This window comes from Salinicola peritrichatus (assembly GCF_003206715.1).
Lineage (GTDB): Bacteria > Pseudomonadota > Gammaproteobacteria > Pseudomonadales > Halomonadaceae > Salinicola > Salinicola peritrichatus.
Genome location: NZ_PZJU01000002.1, coordinates 23,561 through 41,519, shown reverse-complemented (window position 1 = coordinate 41,519; position 17,959 = coordinate 23,561). Strand labels below are relative to the sequence as shown.

General features: G+C 60.6%; 19 protein-coding genes and 2 pseudogenes. 9 read left to right on the top strand and 12 right to left on the bottom strand.

Features of this window, described 5'->3' with window-relative positions:
• Positions 1–6: 6 nt before the first annotated feature.
• Positions 7–954: an alpha/beta fold hydrolase gene (locus DOM57_RS00335; protein ID WP_204352811.1), complete on the bottom strand. Its 948-nt coding sequence runs from the start codon at positions 952–954 to the stop codon at positions 7–9.
• 246 nt (positions 955–1,200) lie between these two features.
• Positions 1,201–1,869: pseudogene (locus DOM57_RS00330) on the bottom strand (IS5 family transposase).
• A gap of 85 nt (positions 1,870–1,954) precedes the next feature.
• Between DOM57_RS00330 and DOM57_RS22640 the strand changes: the two are divergent.
• Together DOM57_RS22640 and DOM57_RS22635 are read left to right on the top strand one after the other, a co-directional pair.
• A pseudogene (locus tag DOM57_RS22640) lies at positions 1,955–2,603 on the top strand (SDR family NAD(P)-dependent oxidoreductase).
• Between the two features lie 254 nt (positions 2,604–2,857).
• Positions 2,858–2,986: a TetR family transcriptional regulator gene (locus DOM57_RS22635; RefSeq protein WP_420820202.1), complete on the top strand. Its 129-nt coding sequence runs from the start codon at positions 2,858–2,860 to the stop codon at positions 2,984–2,986.
• A 255-nt stretch (positions 2,987–3,241) separates the two neighbouring features.
• On the opposite strand, the gene DOM57_RS00315 is transcribed toward DOM57_RS22635, so the two are convergent.
• From DOM57_RS00315 to DOM57_RS00275, 8 genes are all read right to left on the bottom strand, one after another.
• Entirely contained in the window at positions 3,242–4,306 is a 1,065-nt protein-coding gene (locus DOM57_RS00315) for a WD40/YVTN/BNR-like repeat-containing protein (RefSeq protein ID WP_110647257.1), read from the bottom strand.
• A 252-nt stretch (positions 4,307–4,558) separates the two neighbouring features.
• A complete protein-coding gene (locus DOM57_RS00310; protein WP_110647256.1) occupies positions 4,559–4,936 on the bottom strand; it encodes a DUF2255 family protein in 378 nt (125 codons plus the stop codon).
• A 4-nt stretch (positions 4,937–4,940) separates the two neighbouring features.
• Positions 4,941–5,294 carry a cyclophilin-like fold protein gene (locus tag DOM57_RS00305; protein ID WP_110647327.1) on the bottom strand — a complete coding sequence of 118 codons (354 nt, stop codon included), beginning with the start codon at positions 5,292–5,294 and terminating at the stop codon, positions 4,941–4,943.
• 406 nt (positions 5,295–5,700) lie between these two features.
• On the bottom strand, positions 5,701–6,447 hold the full coding sequence (locus DOM57_RS00295) for an SDR family oxidoreductase (RefSeq protein ID WP_110647255.1): 747 nt from the start codon (positions 6,445–6,447) through the stop codon (positions 5,701–5,703).
• 84 nt (positions 6,448–6,531) lie between these two features.
• Positions 6,532–7,293 (bottom strand): SDR family oxidoreductase, encoded by a 762-nt coding sequence (locus DOM57_RS00290; RefSeq protein WP_110647254.1) that lies wholly within the window; start codon positions 7,291–7,293, stop codon positions 6,532–6,534.
• A 283-nt stretch (positions 7,294–7,576) separates the two neighbouring features.
• Positions 7,577–8,371, bottom strand: coding sequence for a carboxymuconolactone decarboxylase family protein (locus DOM57_RS00285; protein WP_110647253.1), 795 nt, complete (start codon positions 8,369–8,371; stop codon positions 7,577–7,579).
• A 107-nt stretch (positions 8,372–8,478) separates the two neighbouring features.
• The gene (locus DOM57_RS00280) at positions 8,479–8,892 is read right to left on the bottom strand and encodes a (R)-mandelonitrile lyase (protein WP_239496058.1); all 414 of its coding nucleotides are present in this window, start codon (positions 8,890–8,892) and stop codon (positions 8,479–8,481) included.
• Positions 8,893–9,220: 328 nt separating this feature from the next.
• On the bottom strand, positions 9,221–10,111 hold the full coding sequence (locus tag DOM57_RS00275) for a LysR family transcriptional regulator (protein WP_110647251.1): 891 nt from the start codon (positions 10,109–10,111) through the stop codon (positions 9,221–9,223).
• 122 nt (positions 10,112–10,233) lie between these two features.
• Between DOM57_RS00275 and DOM57_RS00270 the strand changes: the two genes are divergently transcribed.
• The 4 genes from DOM57_RS00270 (at position 10,234) to DOM57_RS00255 (ending at position 13,968) form a co-directional block, all read left to right on the top strand.
• Positions 10,234–10,635, top strand: a complete 402-nt coding sequence (locus DOM57_RS00270) for a (R)-mandelonitrile lyase (protein WP_110647250.1) — start codon at positions 10,234–10,236, stop codon at positions 10,633–10,635.
• Between the two features lie 185 nt (positions 10,636–10,820).
• Positions 10,821–12,035, top strand: coding sequence for an MFS transporter (locus DOM57_RS00265; protein ID WP_110647249.1), 1,215 nt, complete (start codon positions 10,821–10,823; stop codon positions 12,033–12,035).
• A 71-nt stretch (positions 12,036–12,106) separates the two neighbouring features.
• Positions 12,107–12,748, top strand: a complete 642-nt coding sequence (locus DOM57_RS00260) for an NADPH-dependent F420 reductase (protein ID WP_110647248.1) — start codon at positions 12,107–12,109, stop codon at positions 12,746–12,748.
• 131 nt (positions 12,749–12,879) lie between these two features.
• Positions 12,880–13,968, top strand: a complete 1,089-nt coding sequence (locus DOM57_RS00255) for a Gfo/Idh/MocA family protein (RefSeq protein WP_110647247.1) — start codon at positions 12,880–12,882, stop codon at positions 13,966–13,968.
• A 36-nt stretch (positions 13,969–14,004) separates the two neighbouring features.
• Here the strand turns inward: DOM57_RS00255 and DOM57_RS00250 are convergent, their stop codons facing one another.
• Both DOM57_RS00250 and DOM57_RS00245 read right to left on the bottom strand, forming a co-directional pair.
• Entirely contained in the window at positions 14,005–14,166 is a 162-nt protein-coding gene (locus DOM57_RS00250; protein WP_162619395.1) for a hypothetical protein, read from the bottom strand.
• Between the two features lie 67 nt (positions 14,167–14,233).
• Positions 14,234–15,178: a LysR family transcriptional regulator gene (locus tag DOM57_RS00245; protein ID WP_110647245.1), complete on the bottom strand. Its 945-nt coding sequence runs from the start codon at positions 15,176–15,178 to the stop codon at positions 14,234–14,236.
• A 290-nt stretch (positions 15,179–15,468) separates the two neighbouring features.
• Between DOM57_RS00245 and rhmD the strand changes: the two genes are divergently transcribed.
• The 3 genes from rhmD to DOM57_RS00230 all read left to right on the top strand — a co-directional run bounded on the left by rhmD (position 15,469) and on the right by DOM57_RS00230 (position 17,922).
• The gene (gene rhmD / locus DOM57_RS00240) at positions 15,469–16,650 is read left to right on the top strand and encodes an L-rhamnonate dehydratase (RefSeq protein ID WP_110647244.1); all 1,182 of its coding nucleotides are present in this window, start codon (positions 15,469–15,471) and stop codon (positions 16,648–16,650) included.
• 64 nt (positions 16,651–16,714) lie between these two features.
• Complete coding sequence (locus DOM57_RS00235; RefSeq protein WP_110647243.1) at positions 16,715–17,050, top strand: L-rhamnose mutarotase; 336 nt, start codon at positions 16,715–16,717, stop codon at positions 17,048–17,050.
• The gene (locus DOM57_RS00230) at positions 17,041–17,922 is read left to right on the top strand and encodes an amidohydrolase family protein (protein ID WP_110647242.1); all 882 of its coding nucleotides are present in this window, start codon (positions 17,041–17,043) and stop codon (positions 17,920–17,922) included. Before DOM57_RS00235 ends, DOM57_RS00230 begins: the two co-directional genes overlap by 10 nt.
• Positions 17,923–17,959: the final 37 nt, after the last annotated feature.

Sequence of the window (17,959 nt, the reverse complement as noted above, 5' to 3'; positions counted from 1 at the left end):
AGCCACTCAAGTCAAGCTTTTCAGAAACTCGACAAGTGCCGTATTGCATGATTTTGGCGCTTCTAGCTGCGGCCAATGGCCCACGCCGTCGAGTTCAGCGAAGCCGCGTAGTCCGGGTACGCTATGGCGAAGCGATTCCTCCGTCGGCTGAAGGAGAAGGTTGAGGCCGTCGGCCTTGCCCGTGAGAAAGAAGCTGGGCTGATGGATCATGGCGCCGGAAAATGCCCGGTTCGCAATCACGAAATAATCATCGATTGAGCGGTAATAGTTTAGTGGCGCGTGGAAACCAGTCTTACCGAACACGCGGATCATCTCTTCGATATAGTCGGGCGCAATACTTTCCGGCGGATTGGCGACTGGACGAAGCATGTTCTTTTCTGGATCGAATGGATCCCAGCGTTCATCCGCTGGGGCCTCGCCTGACAACCAATAGAGAGAGGCGGGAATGGTTCTTTCGGCATCGGCCCATTCGGCATCGGCTTCGGCGCGCATTTGCCCGAACATGTAGAAATCGGACTTTCCGGCGGCTCTGATCTGATCGAGAAAGCTGGCTTCCCCCAGTACGCGAAAACTGACGCTGATGGCGAAAACGGCCCCAACGCGATCCGGCCTCATCATGGCGGCGTTCCAGGCGATGCTCGCGCCGAAATCGTGTCCAACCAGGATGGTGGACTCTATGCCAAAGTAGTCGAGAACCGCGACGAGATCGCCGACGGTGTGAAAGGCCGTGTAGAGATGCGCCGCCTCGGGGGCATCGCTGTCACCATATCCGCGCATGTCGAGCGCAATCGCGCGAAATCCCGACGCAGCCGTTGCCTCCATTGCCGAGCGCCAGCTATACCAAGTCGTTGGAAAGCCGTGGCAGAACAGCACGGCAGGGCCGCTGCCCTGTTCGACGACGTGCAGGCTGATCCCTCGTGCGTCGACCTGGTGATGAGTGACTGGAGGCATCATGTGGTTATCTCGCAAAAGGGCAATACGACTGTAATTAGCGTAGATTGACATATGCGTCAATGCAGTCGTATTAAGCGTGATGCATGATTTTGATCACACAGTGCGCGTATCTCATCGAAACCGCCACGCGCGAGATCGCCTCGCCACCGTAGACTTCGATCGGTAGAGGGCCACATCACAATCTCATAGGACTTCCACCGCTCGTGTCCGGATAAACCGACTCATTCAAGCGGTCCAACAAGAGGCCTACGCTCTGTCTGAAAAATAGATCCGCAGACAGCGCTCGATGCACGCCAGCGTCACCATGGCGCGGTAACTTTTCGCCAGCTTGTCGTAGCGAGTACAGAGTCGCCGCTTTTCCTTCATCCAGCCAAACAGACGCTCTATCACATTGCGACGCCGATAACGCGGTCGTTCGAACAGGCGTGGTAGTCCTGGCTTGGGGCGGCGGTGCATCTGTCGGTGTCGGATCGTCGGTCGTATTCCGTACCGGTCGCAGTATCGACGCAATCGATCACTATCGTAACCTCGGTCGGCCAGCATATGACGGCAGCGCTTTCGTGGACGTCCCGTATGACCTGGCAAGCGGATCCCGCTCCATGACAGGAACGAGATAGCGTGAATCGGCCTGCTGACCAGGCGATAGCAGGAAGCTCAGGGGCACGCCATGGGTATCGCAAACCAGATGGATCTTGGTCTAACGGTTCCTGAGAGCCCCCTTTTTACCGCCACCAGCGGCAGAGCGAGTCGCTCGAATCGAGGTGGAATCGGCCATCCAGGTATCGAGATCCATATAGCCATCTTCCCGCAGCCTCAGGTGAAGGCGTGACAGGACACGTTCGCGGGCATATCAGGCGAAACGATATCTTCAATCAATGCCCAACCCTGATCGGAAATCTCGTAACGTCCTGCCATGACTACACCTTCAAGCCTGATGGAGGAAAGGCTAGCAAGGCATCATTTTTCAGACAAAGCGTAGCGTTAGCGGACAAGGGCGCGGATGTGGCCATCAGTTATGAGCATTCGGTCGATCGCGCAGCCGAGGTTGTCCGGGGGGATCGAGGAAAAAGGTCAGTGCGGGTTCGCCATTCAGGCCGACAGTGCCGATCCGGCGGTCATGAAGCGTTTGGCCGAGGAGGCCGCCAAAAAGCTGGGCGGCCTCGATATCCTCGTCAACAATGCTGGGATTGCTCACCATGGCGCGTTTGAGGACATGAGCCTCGCCGATATCGACGCGCTCCTGAATGTCAATGTGCGTGCGGCCATACTCGTCGCGCAGGCAGCCATCCCGTATCTCGAGCAAGGGGGGGCGTATCATCTTCATCGGTTCGTCTCTCGCCGATCGCATCGTCTCTCCGGGCGTGACGAGGTATGCAATGACCAAATCCGCGCAAGTATCCTTGACGCGAGGTCTCGCCCGCGAGCTTGGGCCTCGTGAGATCACCGTGAATCTGGTTCAGCCGGGAGCGACCGATACCGACATGAATCCCGCCAATAGCGATCACGCCAACGAACTGCGCGGCATGACGCCTCTTGGCCGCTACGGCATGCCGGAAGACGTGGCGGCCGCCGTGGCTTTTCTGGCGAGCCCAGCAGCAAGACAGATTACCGGGATCTCCGTCACGGTGGCTGGCGGCTTGAATATTTGAAGGGGACCGTCACCCCATGCGTGAAGGGAAATACTGTACAGGGACTGACGACCGGCCCTTCTGTTGCGCATAAATATGCTCTGTACCTTCGGTCGAATCCAACGAATTACGTATCGGGACGACAGCCTTGCGCGGCGATGGAAATGTTGGCCCGTGCGCTCCAGACACCGAGTCGTTCTTCAGCGCCTCTTGACCATGAGAAGTAGGTACGAATTGAGGCGCGGGCGCAGCGGCGCGAGACGCACAAGCGGATCGTGGCAGTGGGCCTGGAACTGTTCATGAGAAACGGCTTCCAAGCCACGACGCTGGATATGGTCGCGGCGTCAGTGGGAATCGCGCGCCGGGCTTTTTCTACTTCAAGTCGAAGGGCGATGTGCTGCTAGTGAGAGAGGGCGGCGGTTTTCCGCGAGTTCTTCGGCCACGATGCCGAAGGAGTCCCCGGATAAGACTCCGCTCGCCGAAGCCCAGGCGGGAACGATAAACTCGGAGTCCGCTGGTGTGTTCAAATGTTCTGTCAGCGTAGGCCGCATGGTCTCGAGACATTGCCCCCGCCGAGAAGCAACAATCTGACCGAGCGAATCAGAAAATGGCTGCCCGACGGCGTATGACTCAGCGGTTCTCCAGGGCGGACTGTCTCTTCATCGATCCAGCACCGCCAGGCACATGGGGTGCTCGTCGAGATAGGCATCGTCCCAATCGAGCGGTATGCGTTGCCAGGTCTCCTCGCGCCCGCGTTGACAAAACACCCCGTGATTATTGAGGGCATAGAACGTCCCCGGTTGCTGCGGGTCGGCGGCCAGAACCGCGATAAAGCTGTCCTCGATGGGCAAGCCGTCGCTATCTCGCTGCCAACCCTGTTCGACGTTGCAATACACGCTTGCGGACCCGAGGCGACCGTGTGCCGTGCGCGGACTGGAGGCGGCGGCCACGCGGATATCGTCGGGGTCGGCCGGATTGACGGCCAGCCCGTAGAGGTAAGGCTCCTCCTCCAGGCCCGCGCTCGTGTAATGCCAGCTATCGCCGCCATCCCGGCTGTCGCCGAACGAATAACCCTGCTCCATGTAGCCGTCTCCGCAGGCTGCGTATAGCCGCCCGGGCGCGCGCGGATGAGAGAGCAGGACATGGGCGTCCTTCGGGCTATCGGCTGTGCGATCGTGCCAGGTCGAGCCATGATCAACGCTGCGGAGCAGCGCCCCAAATTCGATCGAGACGTACAGGCAGGCGCTATCCTCCGGGCTGGAGTTTATCCAGCGCACATGGTGGGTATAAGGCCGCGGCGGAAACTGCCATTGCGCCTTGGATGGCATCGACTGGATCCCGGTCAACTCTTGCCAGTGATCGCCCCCATCGTCCGAGTGGAACAGGCGGCTGGGTTCGGTCCCCACATAGAGATCATGCCACTGCTTGCTGTTGGGTGACGGCGCAATGGCCACGCTCGTCATCTCGAGCAAAGGAATTTCCGGTCCGTTGTGCGGCTCGTGGTAGGGCAGCGGCCCGCCGATCGGACGCCAATGGTCGCCGTGGTCTTCGCTGCGCCACAACCCACGATTGTACGTCGCGCAATACAGGCGACCGGGCTTGCCGGGGTCGACCGCGATAGCTGTCGGTTGCATGCCTTCCAAGCGGCGGCTGCTAAGCCAACCCGTTTCGCTTTCGTCGGCGACGATCAGACCGCTCTGCATGCCCAGGAGAAACCGTTTCATCTGACCTCCGTTTAGTTTGACTTCGTACGTCGACCATGGCTTCAACTATGGCAGAGCCTTGCGAAACCTCAAATTCAGAGAGCCGAAGTCTTGCTCGGCACTGATCGATAGGGCGTCCTATGGTGATGTGAAGGAGAGAGCCCGACATCTGCTATGCCAACGACAAGGCGTAGCGCGGCTATTGTTGCCCAAATCTTCGAGTTGTCCCGTAACGGCGATCCGAGTCGACGGCAATGTTTGTCGAGGGTCGCCCTATTGGCGTGGGCGGATGCGAATCGTCGCGGCCCGGGTCCGCTCGCCGATCATTGCTGGCAGATAGGCGCTGTCTGCGTACTTTTGCCGGTAGGCTGCATCGATGCGATCGTTGAGACCGGCATCGTCGATCGGCTCGAACGTGACATCGTAACGATCCCCCGCCGCGACGATCTGGCCGGCACCCTGGTCACGGGCGGATCGATACCAGCGCGAGCGGGTGCCGTTGTAAGCGCGCACGTAGAGCGCACCGTCGACTTCGATCGCCCAGATCCAGGTCGGGGTGCCGGGCGTCTGACCGTCTCCACGGAAAGGCGCGACGTGAAGGTCATCGGCTTCGACGATACGTGACAGCGTATTGCGATCCCAATCGCTCATGCCGTTACTCCTCGTGCTGGATGCGAACCGACACCGGCCCGGAGCGGTCGATGGGGCCGAAGTCCGAGGTGAACCGGCCCAGCTTGATCAGTCCATTGGCATGGCTGAAGCCCTTGCGGAAGATCGCCAGATTGCCCCAAGGTGAGTAATAGGTGATGTCGCCGGCCACCGGCTTCATGCCGCTCGGGGCATCGTTCGTTGGAAGGCTAGCGGGGAGGTCGGCGATTTTCTCGACGCCGCCACCGAAGTCGCTGAGTTCGAGATCGAGCGGTAGCATCTCCGCGAAAGCACGGGCGACGGGGGTATCGTCCAGGATGGCGGTAACCCGCTGATCCTCGACTTCGAAAACGATATTCATGGATGGTGCTCCTGGAGCATGAGAAGGCTCGGCCGCCTGCGCAGCGCTGCCGAACCACAGGGCGATCAGGCCCAGCCGGACGAGGCCACGAAGGATGCCGTTCATTCGCGACGCTATCCCGGCAGATCCGTGGGTTTGTAGCCGGGCTTCCTGTAGAGATTCGGCAGCGCGGGCTCGATCTCGGGTTCATATACGCTGCGGCGCCAGTCGCCGATATCGACATCCTCGATGGCCACCGAGACCTGTGCCTCATTCGCGCCGGCTAGATCGACCAGCGCACGGGTGAAAGGCCAACTGCTGCTTGACTTGTTCGGAACGGCCCGAGGCCAGCTTCAATGTGACATGGGGCATGAGACATTCTCCTGTTTGGACGGCGTGCACATGCATGCCCGCCGGACGTGCTCGTTCAGAGCGGTTGCGCTGTCGGGCGATAGAGGATTTCGTTGATATCGATGTCATCGGGCTGCGAGATGGCGAAAAAGACCGCGCGCGCGAAAGAGTCCGCGGGAACGGCCGCCGCCTTGTAGAAACTGCCGATCGCTTGCGAGGATTCCGGATCGGTGATGTGGCTGGGCAGTTCCGTATCCACGGCGCCGGGAGAGATGATCGTCGATCTCAGATTATAGTCCTTGACCTCCTGGCGAAATCCTTCACTGATCGCGCGCACGGCATGCTTGGTCGCGCTGTAGACGGTGCCGGCCGGTGTGACCTTATGACCCGCGACCGACGAGACGTTGATCACGTGCCCGAATTTCTGCGACTTCATGTGCGGCAGCGCCGCGGCAATGCCGTAGAGCGTGCCCTTGACGTTGATGTCGATCATGCTGTCCCACTCTTCGACCTTCAACTTCTCGAGCGCTGACTGCTGCATGAGACCGGCATTGTTCAACAGCACATCGATCTTGCCATAGGTCGAGACGGCGGTATCCACCAGTGCCTGGACTTGTTCCCGATGCGTGACGTCGGTCTTGATCGCCAGTGCGGTACCGTCAGCGGTATTGATCTCATCGACGATGGCCTGCAGACGATCCAGACGACGTGCGCCGAGCACGACGATGGCACCGTGGGCGGCGAGGTGGCGCGCGGTGGCTTCGCCCAGCCCGCTGCTGCCCCCGGTGATGACGATGACCTTGCCTGCGATACTGTTGCTCATGACTGACTCCTGTGGCATGACGGGATTCGGTGAATTCTCGGCGGCGCGCGGCCTACGCTTCGAGAGCGTACGTCGAGGGTTGCCCTAGTGGGCGGTGAAGCCGCCGTCGACCGGTAGCGAATGGCCGATGACGAAGGTGGAACCCGGGCCACACAGCCAGACCACGGCGGAGGCGATCTCCTCGGGTTTGCCCAGACGGCCGATCGGCTGTTCGCGCAGAATGTCCTCCAGCGGCAGGTCGCCGCTCTCGACCATCTTCGCGACCATCGGCGTATCGATGGTGCCGGGACACACCGCGTTGACCCGGATGCCACGCGAGGCATACTCCAGCGCCGTGCTCTTGGTCATGCCAACCACGCCATGCTTGGTGCCGTGATAGATCGAGCGGCCGGGCAACCCGACCAGTCCGCCGAGCGAAGAACAATTGACGATGGCGCCGCTGCCTTGCTTGCGCATCTGGGCGAGCTCGTACTTCATGCAGCACCACACGCCGAACAGGTTGATCGAGTTGACGCGGGCGAACTCCTCGCTGGTGGCATCGGCGGTCTCGGCGGCGTCGCTCTGCACGCCGGCATTGTTGAAGGCTGCGTCCAGGCGGCCGTAGGTGGCGACGGTCCGTTCGACGAGATTGGCGACCTGTTCTTCCTTGGCTACGTCGCAGAGAATGCCGGTCACGTCGTGACCTTCGTTCTTGAGCGTCCGCACCGCCTCGTCGAGTGCCTTCTGGCTGATGTCGGAGAGCACGACCTTGGCACCTTCCTCGGCGAACGCCCTGGCTGTGGCGAAGCCCATGCCCATGGCCGCGCCAGTGACCAGGGCGACCTTGTCGAAAAAGTAGGTTTCCATGTTCATTGCCTCCTTTGGATGAACCGACAAGGCTAGACCTGAGGTATTGTTTTGATAAGGCCGCCAAGGCAATAGGACTTAGTAGTTGGCTTCATGAATGATAATCCGCTCTCATAGACGGGAGAATGAACATGTTTATCCGTCGATAACCCATATGAAATGCCGGTGCGATGTCTCACTCATATCCCCTTGCGAATGATCGATAATGACCACCGCTCGAAGATCAAGCAGCCATTTCAATAATGGGATTCTCGATCGATATGAGGCTTTCGAACGACGCCTCTCAGCTTTCCAAGCCCCGGGACTCGAAGACCGATTTGAATACTGGCAGCGCGGAGAAGACCTTCGGCCATCCTGCATAGAACGCCAATTGCGTGAGGGTTTCTGACGCCTCTTCCTTGGTCAGACCGTTGTCCATGGCACGATTGAGGTGGAAAGTCACCTGTTCGGGTTGGCCGGCGGCAACGAGCGCGCTGACGGTGACCAGACTGCGATCCCGTGGCGCCAGACCGGGACGCAGCCAGAGATCGCGGAACAGCGCATCGGTGGTGTACTGGACCACGCCGGGGGAGACATCGCCGAAGCGCTCGTCGACCAGCGCTTTGCGTGTCGCCTCGGCTTCCTCGTTCAGGGGGAGGCGCTGCGTCGGCTCGGAAGGCAACGACGAATTGTCGATGCCGCGCTCCTCGAAGACATCGTTCAGGATTGCAACGGCCGTCGTCCCATTGCCCCAACCCGTGTAGAAGGCCAGGTGAGTGATGATTTCCGACAGCTCGTTGGGGGTGACGCCGTTATCGAGTGCCAGGTTGAAGTGATAGGGCAACTCGGCGACCTGCTGTTGCGTAATGAGCGCCGACAGCGTGACGATGCTGCGGTCCCTCGGGCTCAACCCGGCGCGATGCCAGAGATCGCCGATGACCATGTCGTCGCTGTAGTGAGCGAAAGCCGGCGAGACGCGCTTCATCTCCGTGGCATCCGGCGCGGGTGTGTAATCTCTCACCGATTGGGACTCGGGAAGCTGGCTGCAGGCCGTTAGCAGACCCATAAGCGGGAATACATAGAGACTTTTCGAGCGCATGACGTCGATCCTCTGGGGAAACCGTGGCTGGGGAGAACGACGGAGAACGATCACGACATCCGGCCCATCGTTCGTGGGTCGGATGTCGGAGGGAGCGGTATTTCCGATCAGTCTTGGTACTGATCGTCGCTGACCGGCTCCATCCACTCCACATTGTTGCCATCGACTTCTTCCTGGATGGCGATGTGGGTCATGGAGTTGTCAGCCGATGCCCCATGCCAGTGCTTGACGCCGGGCGGTATCCAGATCACGTCTCCCGACTTGATCTCACGTTTCTCGCCACCCTCATCCTGAATCCAGCCGGAGCCGGAGGTCACGATCAAGGTCTGACCCGCGGGATGGGTGTGCCAGTTGGAGCGCGCGCCGGGAGAGAAGGTGACTTCTCCAGCCGTTGCCCGTGTATGTTCGGTACTTCCGAACAGCGGATTGATCAGAGCATGCCCGACGAACAGATCGGAACATCCCACGACGGTCTGACGCTCCTCGTTATGCGTGATCTCCATGTTTTGAGCGTGTGCCATGCCTGCCATTATCGTCAGGCCTAATGCCGCTATCAGCTTGCTGGTTTTCATGAGGTTAACCTCCACCTGTCAGTGACTCATTGAAGTTTCAAATGTTGAAGAAGTTGAAGATCTTAAGAAAAACTTAAATAAAATAATCATCTAAAAGAACCCTGGAGAACCTTCGCATAGCTCTCCAGGGGCGGCCACATTGAATTCATGAAAACACTCATGAGGAGATTTCATGAATTCAGGCAGTTCCAGTGCACTGAAAAGTCGATGACCTCGATCGCTCGTTGACGGGAGGCGGAAGGTTATGACGGGAAGACGTCGTCTCCGAATGCAAGGTTCAATCCACGCATAGTGCCTTGATCAGTATCGAGAAGGCGGGAGAAGACTGTCTTCGATGAGGATAGTAGAGAAAATAGCCGGTGAATGGAGGAGACCACTCCTCGAGTACGGCTTCGAGTTCCCCTCGGGCAATGGAATCCGCCGCCAGGCCATCGGGCACGTAGCCGATCCCATAGCCGTCGACGGCCGCTCGCAGAACGGGGTCGATCGTGTTGAACGTGAGTTGTCCTTGAACCTTGACCTTGATCTCCCGACCGTCTTTTTCGAACTCCCACGCGTATAAACCGCCATGCGTGGGCAATCTTAGATTGATGCAGTTGTGTTTTGTGAGTTCCTGTGGCGTCTGGGGTTTGCCACGCTCCTGAAAGTAGCTGGGCGCGCCTACGGCACGCATGGCGAAATCGGGTCCGATGCGCACCGCGATCATCCCTTCGCTGACTTGTTCTCCAAGGCGAATGCCTGCGTCGAACTGTGATTCGACGATATCCGTGAGTTGGTAATCCGTGATCACCTCGACACTGATATCCGGATACTGCTTCAACACGGGGCGAAGTTTCGGCCAGATGAGCGTATCGGCCGCGTAGTCGGTCGTCGTGATGCGGAAATGACCCATCGGTTTTTCCCGCGTATCGATCACCGACCAGAGCTCATCCTCGAGTTCGTCGAGCATCGGCACCACGCGTTCCAGCAGCCGTTGGCCCTCGACGGTAGGGGCGACCTTGCGCGTGGTCCGGGCCAGGACACGAACGCCCAATCTCTCTTCGAGATCGCGAACGGTATGGCTGAGCGCCGATTGGGAAACGCCCAACTGCGCCGCCGCCTTGGTAAACGTGCCCGCCCTGGCAACCGTGGCGAATGCCACCAATCCCGTCATGTTCTCTCTGAGCATTTATGAGCTCCTTTCATAGGTGCTGCCGAGGTTCGTCCATTATCACTCGAGAACGGGCTGCTAAGATGGACGATGCTATCACTATGAATCGACACTTCATCCACTGTGTTCAGGAGGAGATTATGAAAATCAACCGAGTAGGGACACAACCCTCCGTGCCGGGGCCGGAAGACTATTTTACCGGTACGGTGCGCATCGATCCGCTATTCAGTGCCGAGGAGCCTGGCCGGACCGGCGGTGCGGCGGTGACGTTCGAGCCTGGCGCGCGTACTGCCTGGCACACTCATCCCGCCGGGCAGACATTGATCGTGACGGCTGGTTTCGGCAGGGTGCAGCGCGAGGGCGGCCCTATCGAAGAGATCCGCCCCGGCGACGTGGTGTGGTTCCCGGCCGGCGAGAAACACTGGCATGGCGCCGCGCCGGATGTCGCGATGACTCATATCGCCATTCAGGAGTCCATCGACGGGAGCCCGGTCACTTGGCTGGAAAAGGTCAAGGACGACGAGTACGAAGGCAAAGCGTAAGAACCCGCGCCGCGTCGATTTGACGCATAGAGAGCGTGTTGGAGGAGATGGTGGGTTCGGCCCAAGGGCATCTCTCACACGATCATGTCGCTGGGTGGCTGGCTGCTTGGAAGGAGGCGCCTGGTCCATGGGGCGGTACATGATCGATTTCATCTGTCTCTACAAGGGATGCAAGAGGACGCCTGATGTCATCTCCTTCACACACCCCGCACTGGCTGGGTTTCTGGGCGGCGTCGTTATCGCTCATTGTGGTTTTCGCCGCCTCGGCGACGCCCATTCCATTGTATGCGATCTATCGCGCTGCCGAGGGGTTGTCCTATTTCGACCTCTCGTTGACCGCCGTCTTCTATTTCGCAAGCGCGATCACGGCACTCTTGATTTTCGGCCGCTTGTCGAACTATATCGGCCGGCGTCCGGTCGTGTTGCTCTCTGTCGTTCTGGGCACGCTGGCATGCGTGGTGTTCTTGAACGTCTCCAGCGTGACGCCGTTGATCGTCGGCCGGGTTCTACAAGGATTATCCTGCGGCCTGGCGTCCAGTGCCGCTGCGGCCTTCGTCACCGATAACGCCCCGCATAAGCCGGCCTGGCTCGCGCCCGCCGTGACCGGCACCGGCACCATGATCGGCCTGACGATCGGTGCCATCATCTCCGGCGCGCTGTTCGAATATGCGCCGCTGAGAACGGTCGTGCCTTATCTGACGATCATGGCCGGCCTGGCGATCTGCGCCGTCTTGGTGCTGCTGAGTCGTGAGACATCGCCTCGCCATGCGGGTGCGTTCGCCTCCCTGCGGCCCCGATTCGCGCTGCCGCACGCGAGTTGGAAGCTGTTTCCCGTCGCCAGTTGCATCTTCGTCGCTACCTGGGCGCTGGGCGGATTCTTCCAGGCGTTCGGTCCATCGTTGGCGACGGACCAACTCGGCACGTCGAGCGCTCTGATCGCCGCCATCGTCTTCTCCTCCTACATGGCACCCAGCGCGTTGGGCGGTCCCTTGAGCAGCAGGCTATCTCCCGCCGGGGCGCAACGCATCGGGACCGTGGCCTTTGCCGTCTGCGTGGGCGGGCTGCTGGCATCGTTGATGTCGAGCCTGGTCGTCCCGTTCCTCGTCGCCAGCGCCTGTGCCGGCGTGGCGCAGGGAGCGGTGCTGTCGGGGAGCATCCGGGGCTTGCTCGCCAACGCCGAGCCCCACGAACGCGCGGGCGTCTTCTCGGTGATTTTCACCACCTGCTACTGCGGCGCGGCGATTCCCTCGCTGGTGGCGGGGCAGTTCGCGCGCTTCTTGAGCCTGCCGCAGGTGCTGAGCGGCTACTGGGCGCTGGCGATCATCGCCTGCGTCGTCACGCTGATCGCGGCCAGGAACCCGGCCTCCGAGTATCGTGAGGTGCCACGGCAAGCTGCATGAACGAGAGATGTGCTGGGCACACGCCTTGAGATGAGACCACAAGTCCACTCGTTGGATAAGGAGGAGATGTCTTGAAGATTGGCATTCTGGGATGCGGTCGAATGGGCGGGAAACTGGGTGTACTGTTCGCCCACGCGGGACACGAGGTCATTTTCAGCTATTCCCGCCGCCAAGCGAAACTGGATGATCTGACCCATCAGGCAGGGGCGAGGGCAAGTACCGGTACGCCGGCGGAAGCGGCGAACGGGGCCGATGCGATATTGCTCGCGGTATACTGGTCCCAACTGGAAGATGTATTGCGTCAAGCTGGGGATCTGTCCGGCAAGGTCGTCCTGACCTGCTGCGTGCCGTTGGACCCCTCCGACACGCAACTCGTCATAGCGCACATGCAGTCGGGCGCGGAGGCACTGGCGCGGCGCATTCCTCAGGCGAAGGTAGTGGCCGCGTTTCAGACCGTTCCCAGCGAGGCATTCTTCGACGTCTTCGCGGCTCGGGGTCGGCCCGAGCGTCCGAATGTCGTCTATTGTAGTAATGATGCCGAGGCGAGAGCCGTGGCTGCGAGCCTGATCGGCGATGTAGGATTCGATCCCGTGGATGCCGGACCGCTCCATGTGGCCCGTTACATCGAGCCATTCGCCATGCTCACCGCCCAGCTAGCCTATGCCCCCGGCGTCAATCCGAAACTGACTTATCGCTTCGAGCGCTATGGATAGGCTTGATCATTTCGGCCCGGGGGCGAATCGCGAGCGCGGCCTGCCGCAGCTCTGCGCTGCTACGTCGCAGAATGAAGCATTCCGGGCCCGGAAAAGTATCGTTCCCGAGTCCTGCAGAAGGAGACGTCACCATGACTGATCACCCCATCCGCGTTGGCTTCATTGGTCTCAATCCGGACAGCCATTGGGCGGCGACCGCGCATATTCCCGCGCTCAGGGCGCTGTCCGACACCTTCACCGTGGTCGGCGTCGCCAACAGCACGCCGGAGAGCGGTCGCCATACCGCCGAGGCGCTTGGCCTGCCGCATGCCTTTGCCAGTGCCAAGGATCTGGTCGCCTCACCGGAGGTCGATCTCGTCGTCGTGACCGTCAAGGTCCCTCATCATCTGGAACTGGTGACGGCTGCGCTGGAAGCCGGTAAGCACGTCTACTGTGAATGGCCGCTCGGCAATGGACTGGTCGAGGCTCGAAAGCTTGCCCAGCTCGCGCAGGAAAGGGGCGTGGTCGCGGTCGCCGGCACCCAGGCGCGTACGGCGCTCGAGGTCGAGCATGTGCGTAAGCTGATCGCCGATGGCTACGTGGGAGAGGTTCTGTCGACGACGTTGGTCGGATCGGGGGGCAACTGGGCCGGCGAGACCACTGCCGACTATTACTACCTGTTCGACAAGAAAAACGGCGCGACCATGCAATCGATTCCGCTGGCGCATACGTTGGCGGCCATGCGTGACGTGCTGGGTGATTTCGGGGCGCTCTCCGCCCGCTTCGCCAGCCGTTTCGATACCGTCCGGGTCACCGACACCGGCGAGACGCGCCCCAAAACCGCACCCGACCAGATCATGGCGCATGGCACCCTGGCGAGCGGCGCCGCGGTTTCCATCCACTATCGCGGCGGTGTCTGCCGCGGCACCAACCTGCTCTGGGAAATCAACGGCACCGAGGGCGACATCCAGGTGACGGCGGGGCTGGGTCATGCGCAAATGGTGCCATTGACCGTGCGTGGCGCGCGCGGCGAGGACAAGACACTGGCGCCGCTGATGCCGCCCGAGTCGGCCTATGCGAACTGGCCGAAGCAAGCCGCGGCGCGCAACGTGGCGCGCATTTATGCGCGCCTGGCCGACGACATCCGCCACGGTACGCGCACGGCGCCGACCTTCCAGGATGCGGTTGCCCTGCACGAGTGGGTGGACGCGATCGAGCAGTCCGCCGAAGTACCGGGCTGATCCTGCCGGTCGCTTCATCTGTCCAAATGGTTTTATTCATCCGAATGGTTTCGATCTCAGCCACTGGGCCGTTTCCATGACGATCTTTTCGGCGGCGATGAGTTTTTCATCCGCCATCTGATGCTCGGCATCGGAGATCGCCGTGGCTTCGGTCTTGATGTCCAGCGCTACCGGCGAGTGGGTCGAAGAACAGAGCATCACGCTCTTGATATTGGCCCGTGCGTCATGGTGATCCAATTCGTTTGAACGAGAATCACGAAGTGATTCACCGTTTCAGCATAGCTGCCTGTCTCAATATCTCACAGAAGTGGCGTGCCGGTTCGTTGAGCGTTTCGTTCTTACGCGTCAGCAGGCCGAAAGGCGCCAGTGTCTGGCCGATCGAGACCGACAGCGGCGTCAGAATATCGAAAGCCAGATAGTCGCGAAGCACGGACTCCGACATGACCAGGATGGCGTCGCTGCGCTGGACGAGTTGCAGCGCGGCGAAGATCGACCCGCATTCGACGACATCGCGGGGGGAGACCAGGCCGTGGAGCTCGAGCTCCTTTTCCAGCAGTTGACGCGCCGGTGTCGCCAGGGGCTGCAGAATCCAGGGCCAGGCTTCGAGCAGTGGTTCGAGTGAAAGATCGCGATCACCCGCCAGCGGATGTTCACGCCGCACGACCGCCATCATCGTCTCGTTACCCAGTGGCTCGAAGTCGAACAGGTTGTGCTCCATTGCCGTGGCGAAACGCGCGATGGCGAGGTCGATACGATTGTGTGCCAGTAGCGATACCAACTGATCGCTGGTCTCGCCCATCAGGCGTAGACGCAGACGCGGCCTGTCGCGCTTCATCGCGATGACGGCATCCGCCACCAGATCCGGTGCGGCACCCATGATGGCACCGACGACGAGCTGTCCGTGATCGCCGCTACGGTGGCGATGCAACTCCTCCGCGAAGCGATCCAGCCGGGTGAGGGCATTGTCGGCGAAGCCGATGAGGACTTCGCCCAGCGGCGTCGGCGTCAAACCGCGAGGAGTGCGCTCGAACAGTTGGCATTCGAAGGTGGTCTCGATCTCGCGCAGCATGCGCGTGGCCGCCGGTTGGGACATGTTCAGTGCGCCTGCCGCCTGATGCAGGTTCCGATGACGATCCAGCAGCGAGATCATCGACAGATGCTTGTAGCGCAGCCGGTTGATCAGCGCTGCGTAGTGATCCATGTCCTCCATGGCCTGCCTCGTGACGCGAAGGTATGGCGATAACCTAAAGACATTACTGCTACTGCCCATCAGACATTGGTCGAATACGCCATAGACCACGCTCAGCCTGTCCAAACCGCCAAACGCCACGGCGCCTGACATGGCGTAGTCCTGATACCTTTTAGGTATCAGAACGTCCGCACTCCGTATTAGTTATCGCTTCTTGCTGGTGATACATCTCCCTACACGCCAGTCGGTGGTGGTTACGCCGCCAGCCCGAGCGAGCCTAATTCACGCTCTCGACAGGAGAATCACGTCTAATGAAGACCACCATCAAGCAGGTCCGCGCCTATACCGTCCGCGGTGGCGGTGCCGACTATCACGACCAGGGCGACGGTCACTGGATCGATACCCAGATTTCGACGCCGATGAGCAAGTACCCCGAGTACCGTGCCACCCGCAAGAGCTTCGGGCTCGATGTGCTGGGCACGCTGGTCGTCGAGATCGAGGCCAGTGATGGCACGGTGGGGTTCGCGGTAACCACCGCCGGTGACATCGGTGCCTTCATCGTCGAAAGGCACCTGGCGCGCTTCCTCGAAGGGCAGCGGGTCACCGACCTCGAGAAAATCTGGGACCAGATGTACAACGCCACCCTGTTCTATGGCCGCAAGGGCGTGGTGCTCAACACCCTCTCCGGTGTCGACCTGGCGCTTTGGGATCTGCTTGGCAAGCTCCGCGACGAACCCGTTCACGCCATGCTCGGTGGCCCGGTACGCGACGAGCTTACGTTCTATGCCACCGGTGCGCGGCCCGATCTAGCAAAAAACATGGGCTTCATCGGTGGCAAGATGCCGCTGAAGCACAGCCCCAGCGAGGGCGAGGAAGGGCTCAAACGGAATCTGGCGCGCTTGGCCGACATGCGAGAGAAAGTCGGTGACGACTTCTGGCTGATGTACGACTGCTGGATGAGCCTCGACATCAACTATGCGACGCGTCTCGCCCACGCCGCTCGGGAGTTCGGCCTCAAATGGATCGAGGAAGCACTGCCGCCCGATGATTACTGGGGCTATGCGGAACTCAAACGGAATGTACCAGCCGGCATGTTGGTCAACACCGGCGAACACGAAGCCACGCGCTGGGGATTCCGGTTGTTGATGGAGATGGATTGCTGCGACGTGATCCAGCCGGACGTCAACTGGTGCGGCGGGATGACCGAATTGATCAAGATCTCGGCGCTGGCCGACGCCCACCACAAGCTGGTGGTGCCGCACGGCTCTTCCGTCTACAGCTATCACTTCGTGATCACGCGTCACAACAGCCCTTTCGCGGAATTCCTGATGATGGCGCCACAGGCCGACGAAGTGGTGCCGATGTTCACGCCACTGTTGCTCGACGAGCCGGTACCCGAAAGCGGTCGACTGCGCGCCTCCGCCCTCGATGCTCCCGGCTTCGGCGTGCGCCTGAATCCGGAAAGCGATCTGGCCCGGCCTTACACGCACTGAATTCGGGGCGCAACTCTACTAGGGCGGGCGTCAGAGCGTCCGCCTCTGCACAGGAGCCGAGACCATGCCTATACGTGCGTTTCGCATGAATCTGCATCCCGGTCAGGCCGAGGAGTATCGGCGCCGGCATGATGCCATCTGGCCGGAACTGACCGATGCCCTGCACGCAGCGGGTATCGAGGAGTATCGGATCTTTCTCGATCCCGATAGCCACCATCTGTTCGCGATCATGACGCTCGCCGACGACCACCGCGTCGAGGAACTGCCGGCGTTACCGATCATGCGGCGCTGGTGGCATCACATGGCCGGGATCATGGAGACCCGCGACGACGATGCCCCGGTCGAAGTCGCGCTGGAAGAAATGTTCGCGCTCGGCGGGGAGACAAAGACATGCAGGTAATCGATGCCCACGTTCACTTCTGGGAAATCGCCCAGAACAACCAGCCGTGGCTCGCACACCCCGAACCCAATCTACTTGGCGACTACTCGCCGATGGCGAAAGATTTCGGCCCGCGAGAGCTGCTGGCCGGCTGCGGCGATATCGATATCCTCGGTGCCGTGCATATCGAGGCCGATGCCGTCGATCCGCTCAAGGAGACACGCTGGTTGTCGCAAGTCGTCGGCCATACCGATTTACCGTTAGCGCTCGTCATCGGCGCCGATCTTTCACGGCCGGACGCTGCCGAGACGTTGGAACGCCAGCTCGCCTTGAGCGACCGGGTGCGCGGTGTGCGCCAGATCCTCAATGTCCACGCCGATCCGCTCTACGACTATGTCGGGCGCCACTTCATGCAGGAATCGCGCTGGCGCCAGAACTTCGGCCTGCTGGCGCAGCACGGACTCTCTTTCGATCTGCAGCTTTATCCCTCGCAGATGGCGCAAGCGGCCCGGCTGGCAGCCGAACATGCCGAGACGCTGTTTCTGCTCAACCATGCCGGCATGTATGTCGATCGCCACGGCGTCGAGGGCTGGCGCGAATGGCGGGATGGTCTGCGCTTACTGGCAGCACGCGACAACGTCTGCCTGAAACTCAGCGGTTTCGGCATGCTCGATCACTGCTGGACCGAGGACAGCCTGCGCCCGTTGATTCTCGAGGGTATCGATGCCTTCGGCGTGGCGCGCTGTCTGTTCGCCTCCAACTTCCCCGTGGATGGTCTGTATACCGATTATGGCCGCTTGTGGCGAACCTACGCCTCAATCGTCGGCGACGCTTCGGTCGATGAACGCCGGGCGCTGTTCGTTGACAACGCCAGACGGCTCTATCGACTGTAGCGAGGACTCGCGAAAACCCATAACCAAAACGATCGAG

What these genes read in the sequence shown, in the direction of transcription:
- rhmD (WP_110647244.1), top strand. Translation starts at nt 15,469, where the DNA reads ATGAAGACCACCATCAAGCAGGTCCGCGCCTATACCGTCCGCGGTGGC.
- DOM57_RS00265 (WP_110647249.1), top strand. Translation starts at nt 10,821, where the DNA reads ATGTCATCTCCTTCACACACCCCGCACTGGCTGGGTTTCTGGGCGGCG.
- DOM57_RS00290 (WP_110647254.1), bottom strand. Translation starts at nt 7,293, where the DNA reads ATGGAAACCTACTTTTTCGACAAGGTCGCCCTGGTCACTGGCGCGGCC.
- DOM57_RS00250 (WP_162619395.1), bottom strand. Translation starts at nt 14,166, where the DNA reads ATGCTCTGTTCTTCGACCCACTCGCCGGTAGCGCTGGACATCAAGACC.
- DOM57_RS00280 (WP_239496058.1), bottom strand. Translation starts at nt 8,892, where the DNA reads ATGGCACACGCTCAAAACATGGAGATCACGCATAACGAGGAGCGTCAG.
- DOM57_RS00270 (WP_110647250.1), top strand. Translation starts at nt 10,234, where the DNA reads ATGAAAATCAACCGAGTAGGGACACAACCCTCCGTGCCGGGGCCGGAA.
- DOM57_RS00305 (WP_110647327.1), bottom strand. Translation starts at nt 5,294, where the DNA reads ATGAATATCGTTTTCGAAGTCGAGGATCAGCGGGTTACCGCCATCCTG.
- DOM57_RS00235 (WP_110647243.1), top strand. Translation starts at nt 16,715, where the DNA reads ATGCCTATACGTGCGTTTCGCATGAATCTGCATCCCGGTCAGGCCGAG.
- DOM57_RS00310 (WP_110647256.1), bottom strand. Translation starts at nt 4,936, where the DNA reads ATGAGCGATTGGGATCGCAATACGCTGTCACGTATCGTCGAAGCCGAT.
- DOM57_RS00295 (WP_110647255.1), bottom strand. Translation starts at nt 6,447, where the DNA reads ATGAGCAACAGTATCGCAGGCAAGGTCATCGTCATCACCGGGGGCAGC.
- DOM57_RS00255 (WP_110647247.1), top strand. Translation starts at nt 12,880, where the DNA reads ATGACTGATCACCCCATCCGCGTTGGCTTCATTGGTCTCAATCCGGAC.
- DOM57_RS00275 (WP_110647251.1), bottom strand. Translation starts at nt 10,111, where the DNA reads ATGCTCAGAGAGAACATGACGGGATTGGTGGCATTCGCCACGGTTGCC.
- DOM57_RS00230 (WP_110647242.1), top strand. Translation starts at nt 17,041, where the DNA reads ATGCAGGTAATCGATGCCCACGTTCACTTCTGGGAAATCGCCCAGAAC.
- DOM57_RS00335 (WP_204352811.1), bottom strand. Translation starts at nt 954, where the DNA reads ATGATGCCTCCAGTCACTCATCACCAGGTCGACGCACGAGGGATCAGC.
- DOM57_RS00245 (WP_110647245.1), bottom strand. Translation starts at nt 15,178, where the DNA reads ATGGAGGACATGGATCACTACGCAGCGCTGATCAACCGGCTGCGCTAC.
- DOM57_RS00315 (WP_110647257.1), bottom strand. Translation starts at nt 4,306, where the DNA reads ATGAAACGGTTTCTCCTGGGCATGCAGAGCGGTCTGATCGTCGCCGAC.
- DOM57_RS00285 (WP_110647253.1), bottom strand. Translation starts at nt 8,371, where the DNA reads ATGCGCTCGAAAAGTCTCTATGTATTCCCGCTTATGGGTCTGCTAACG.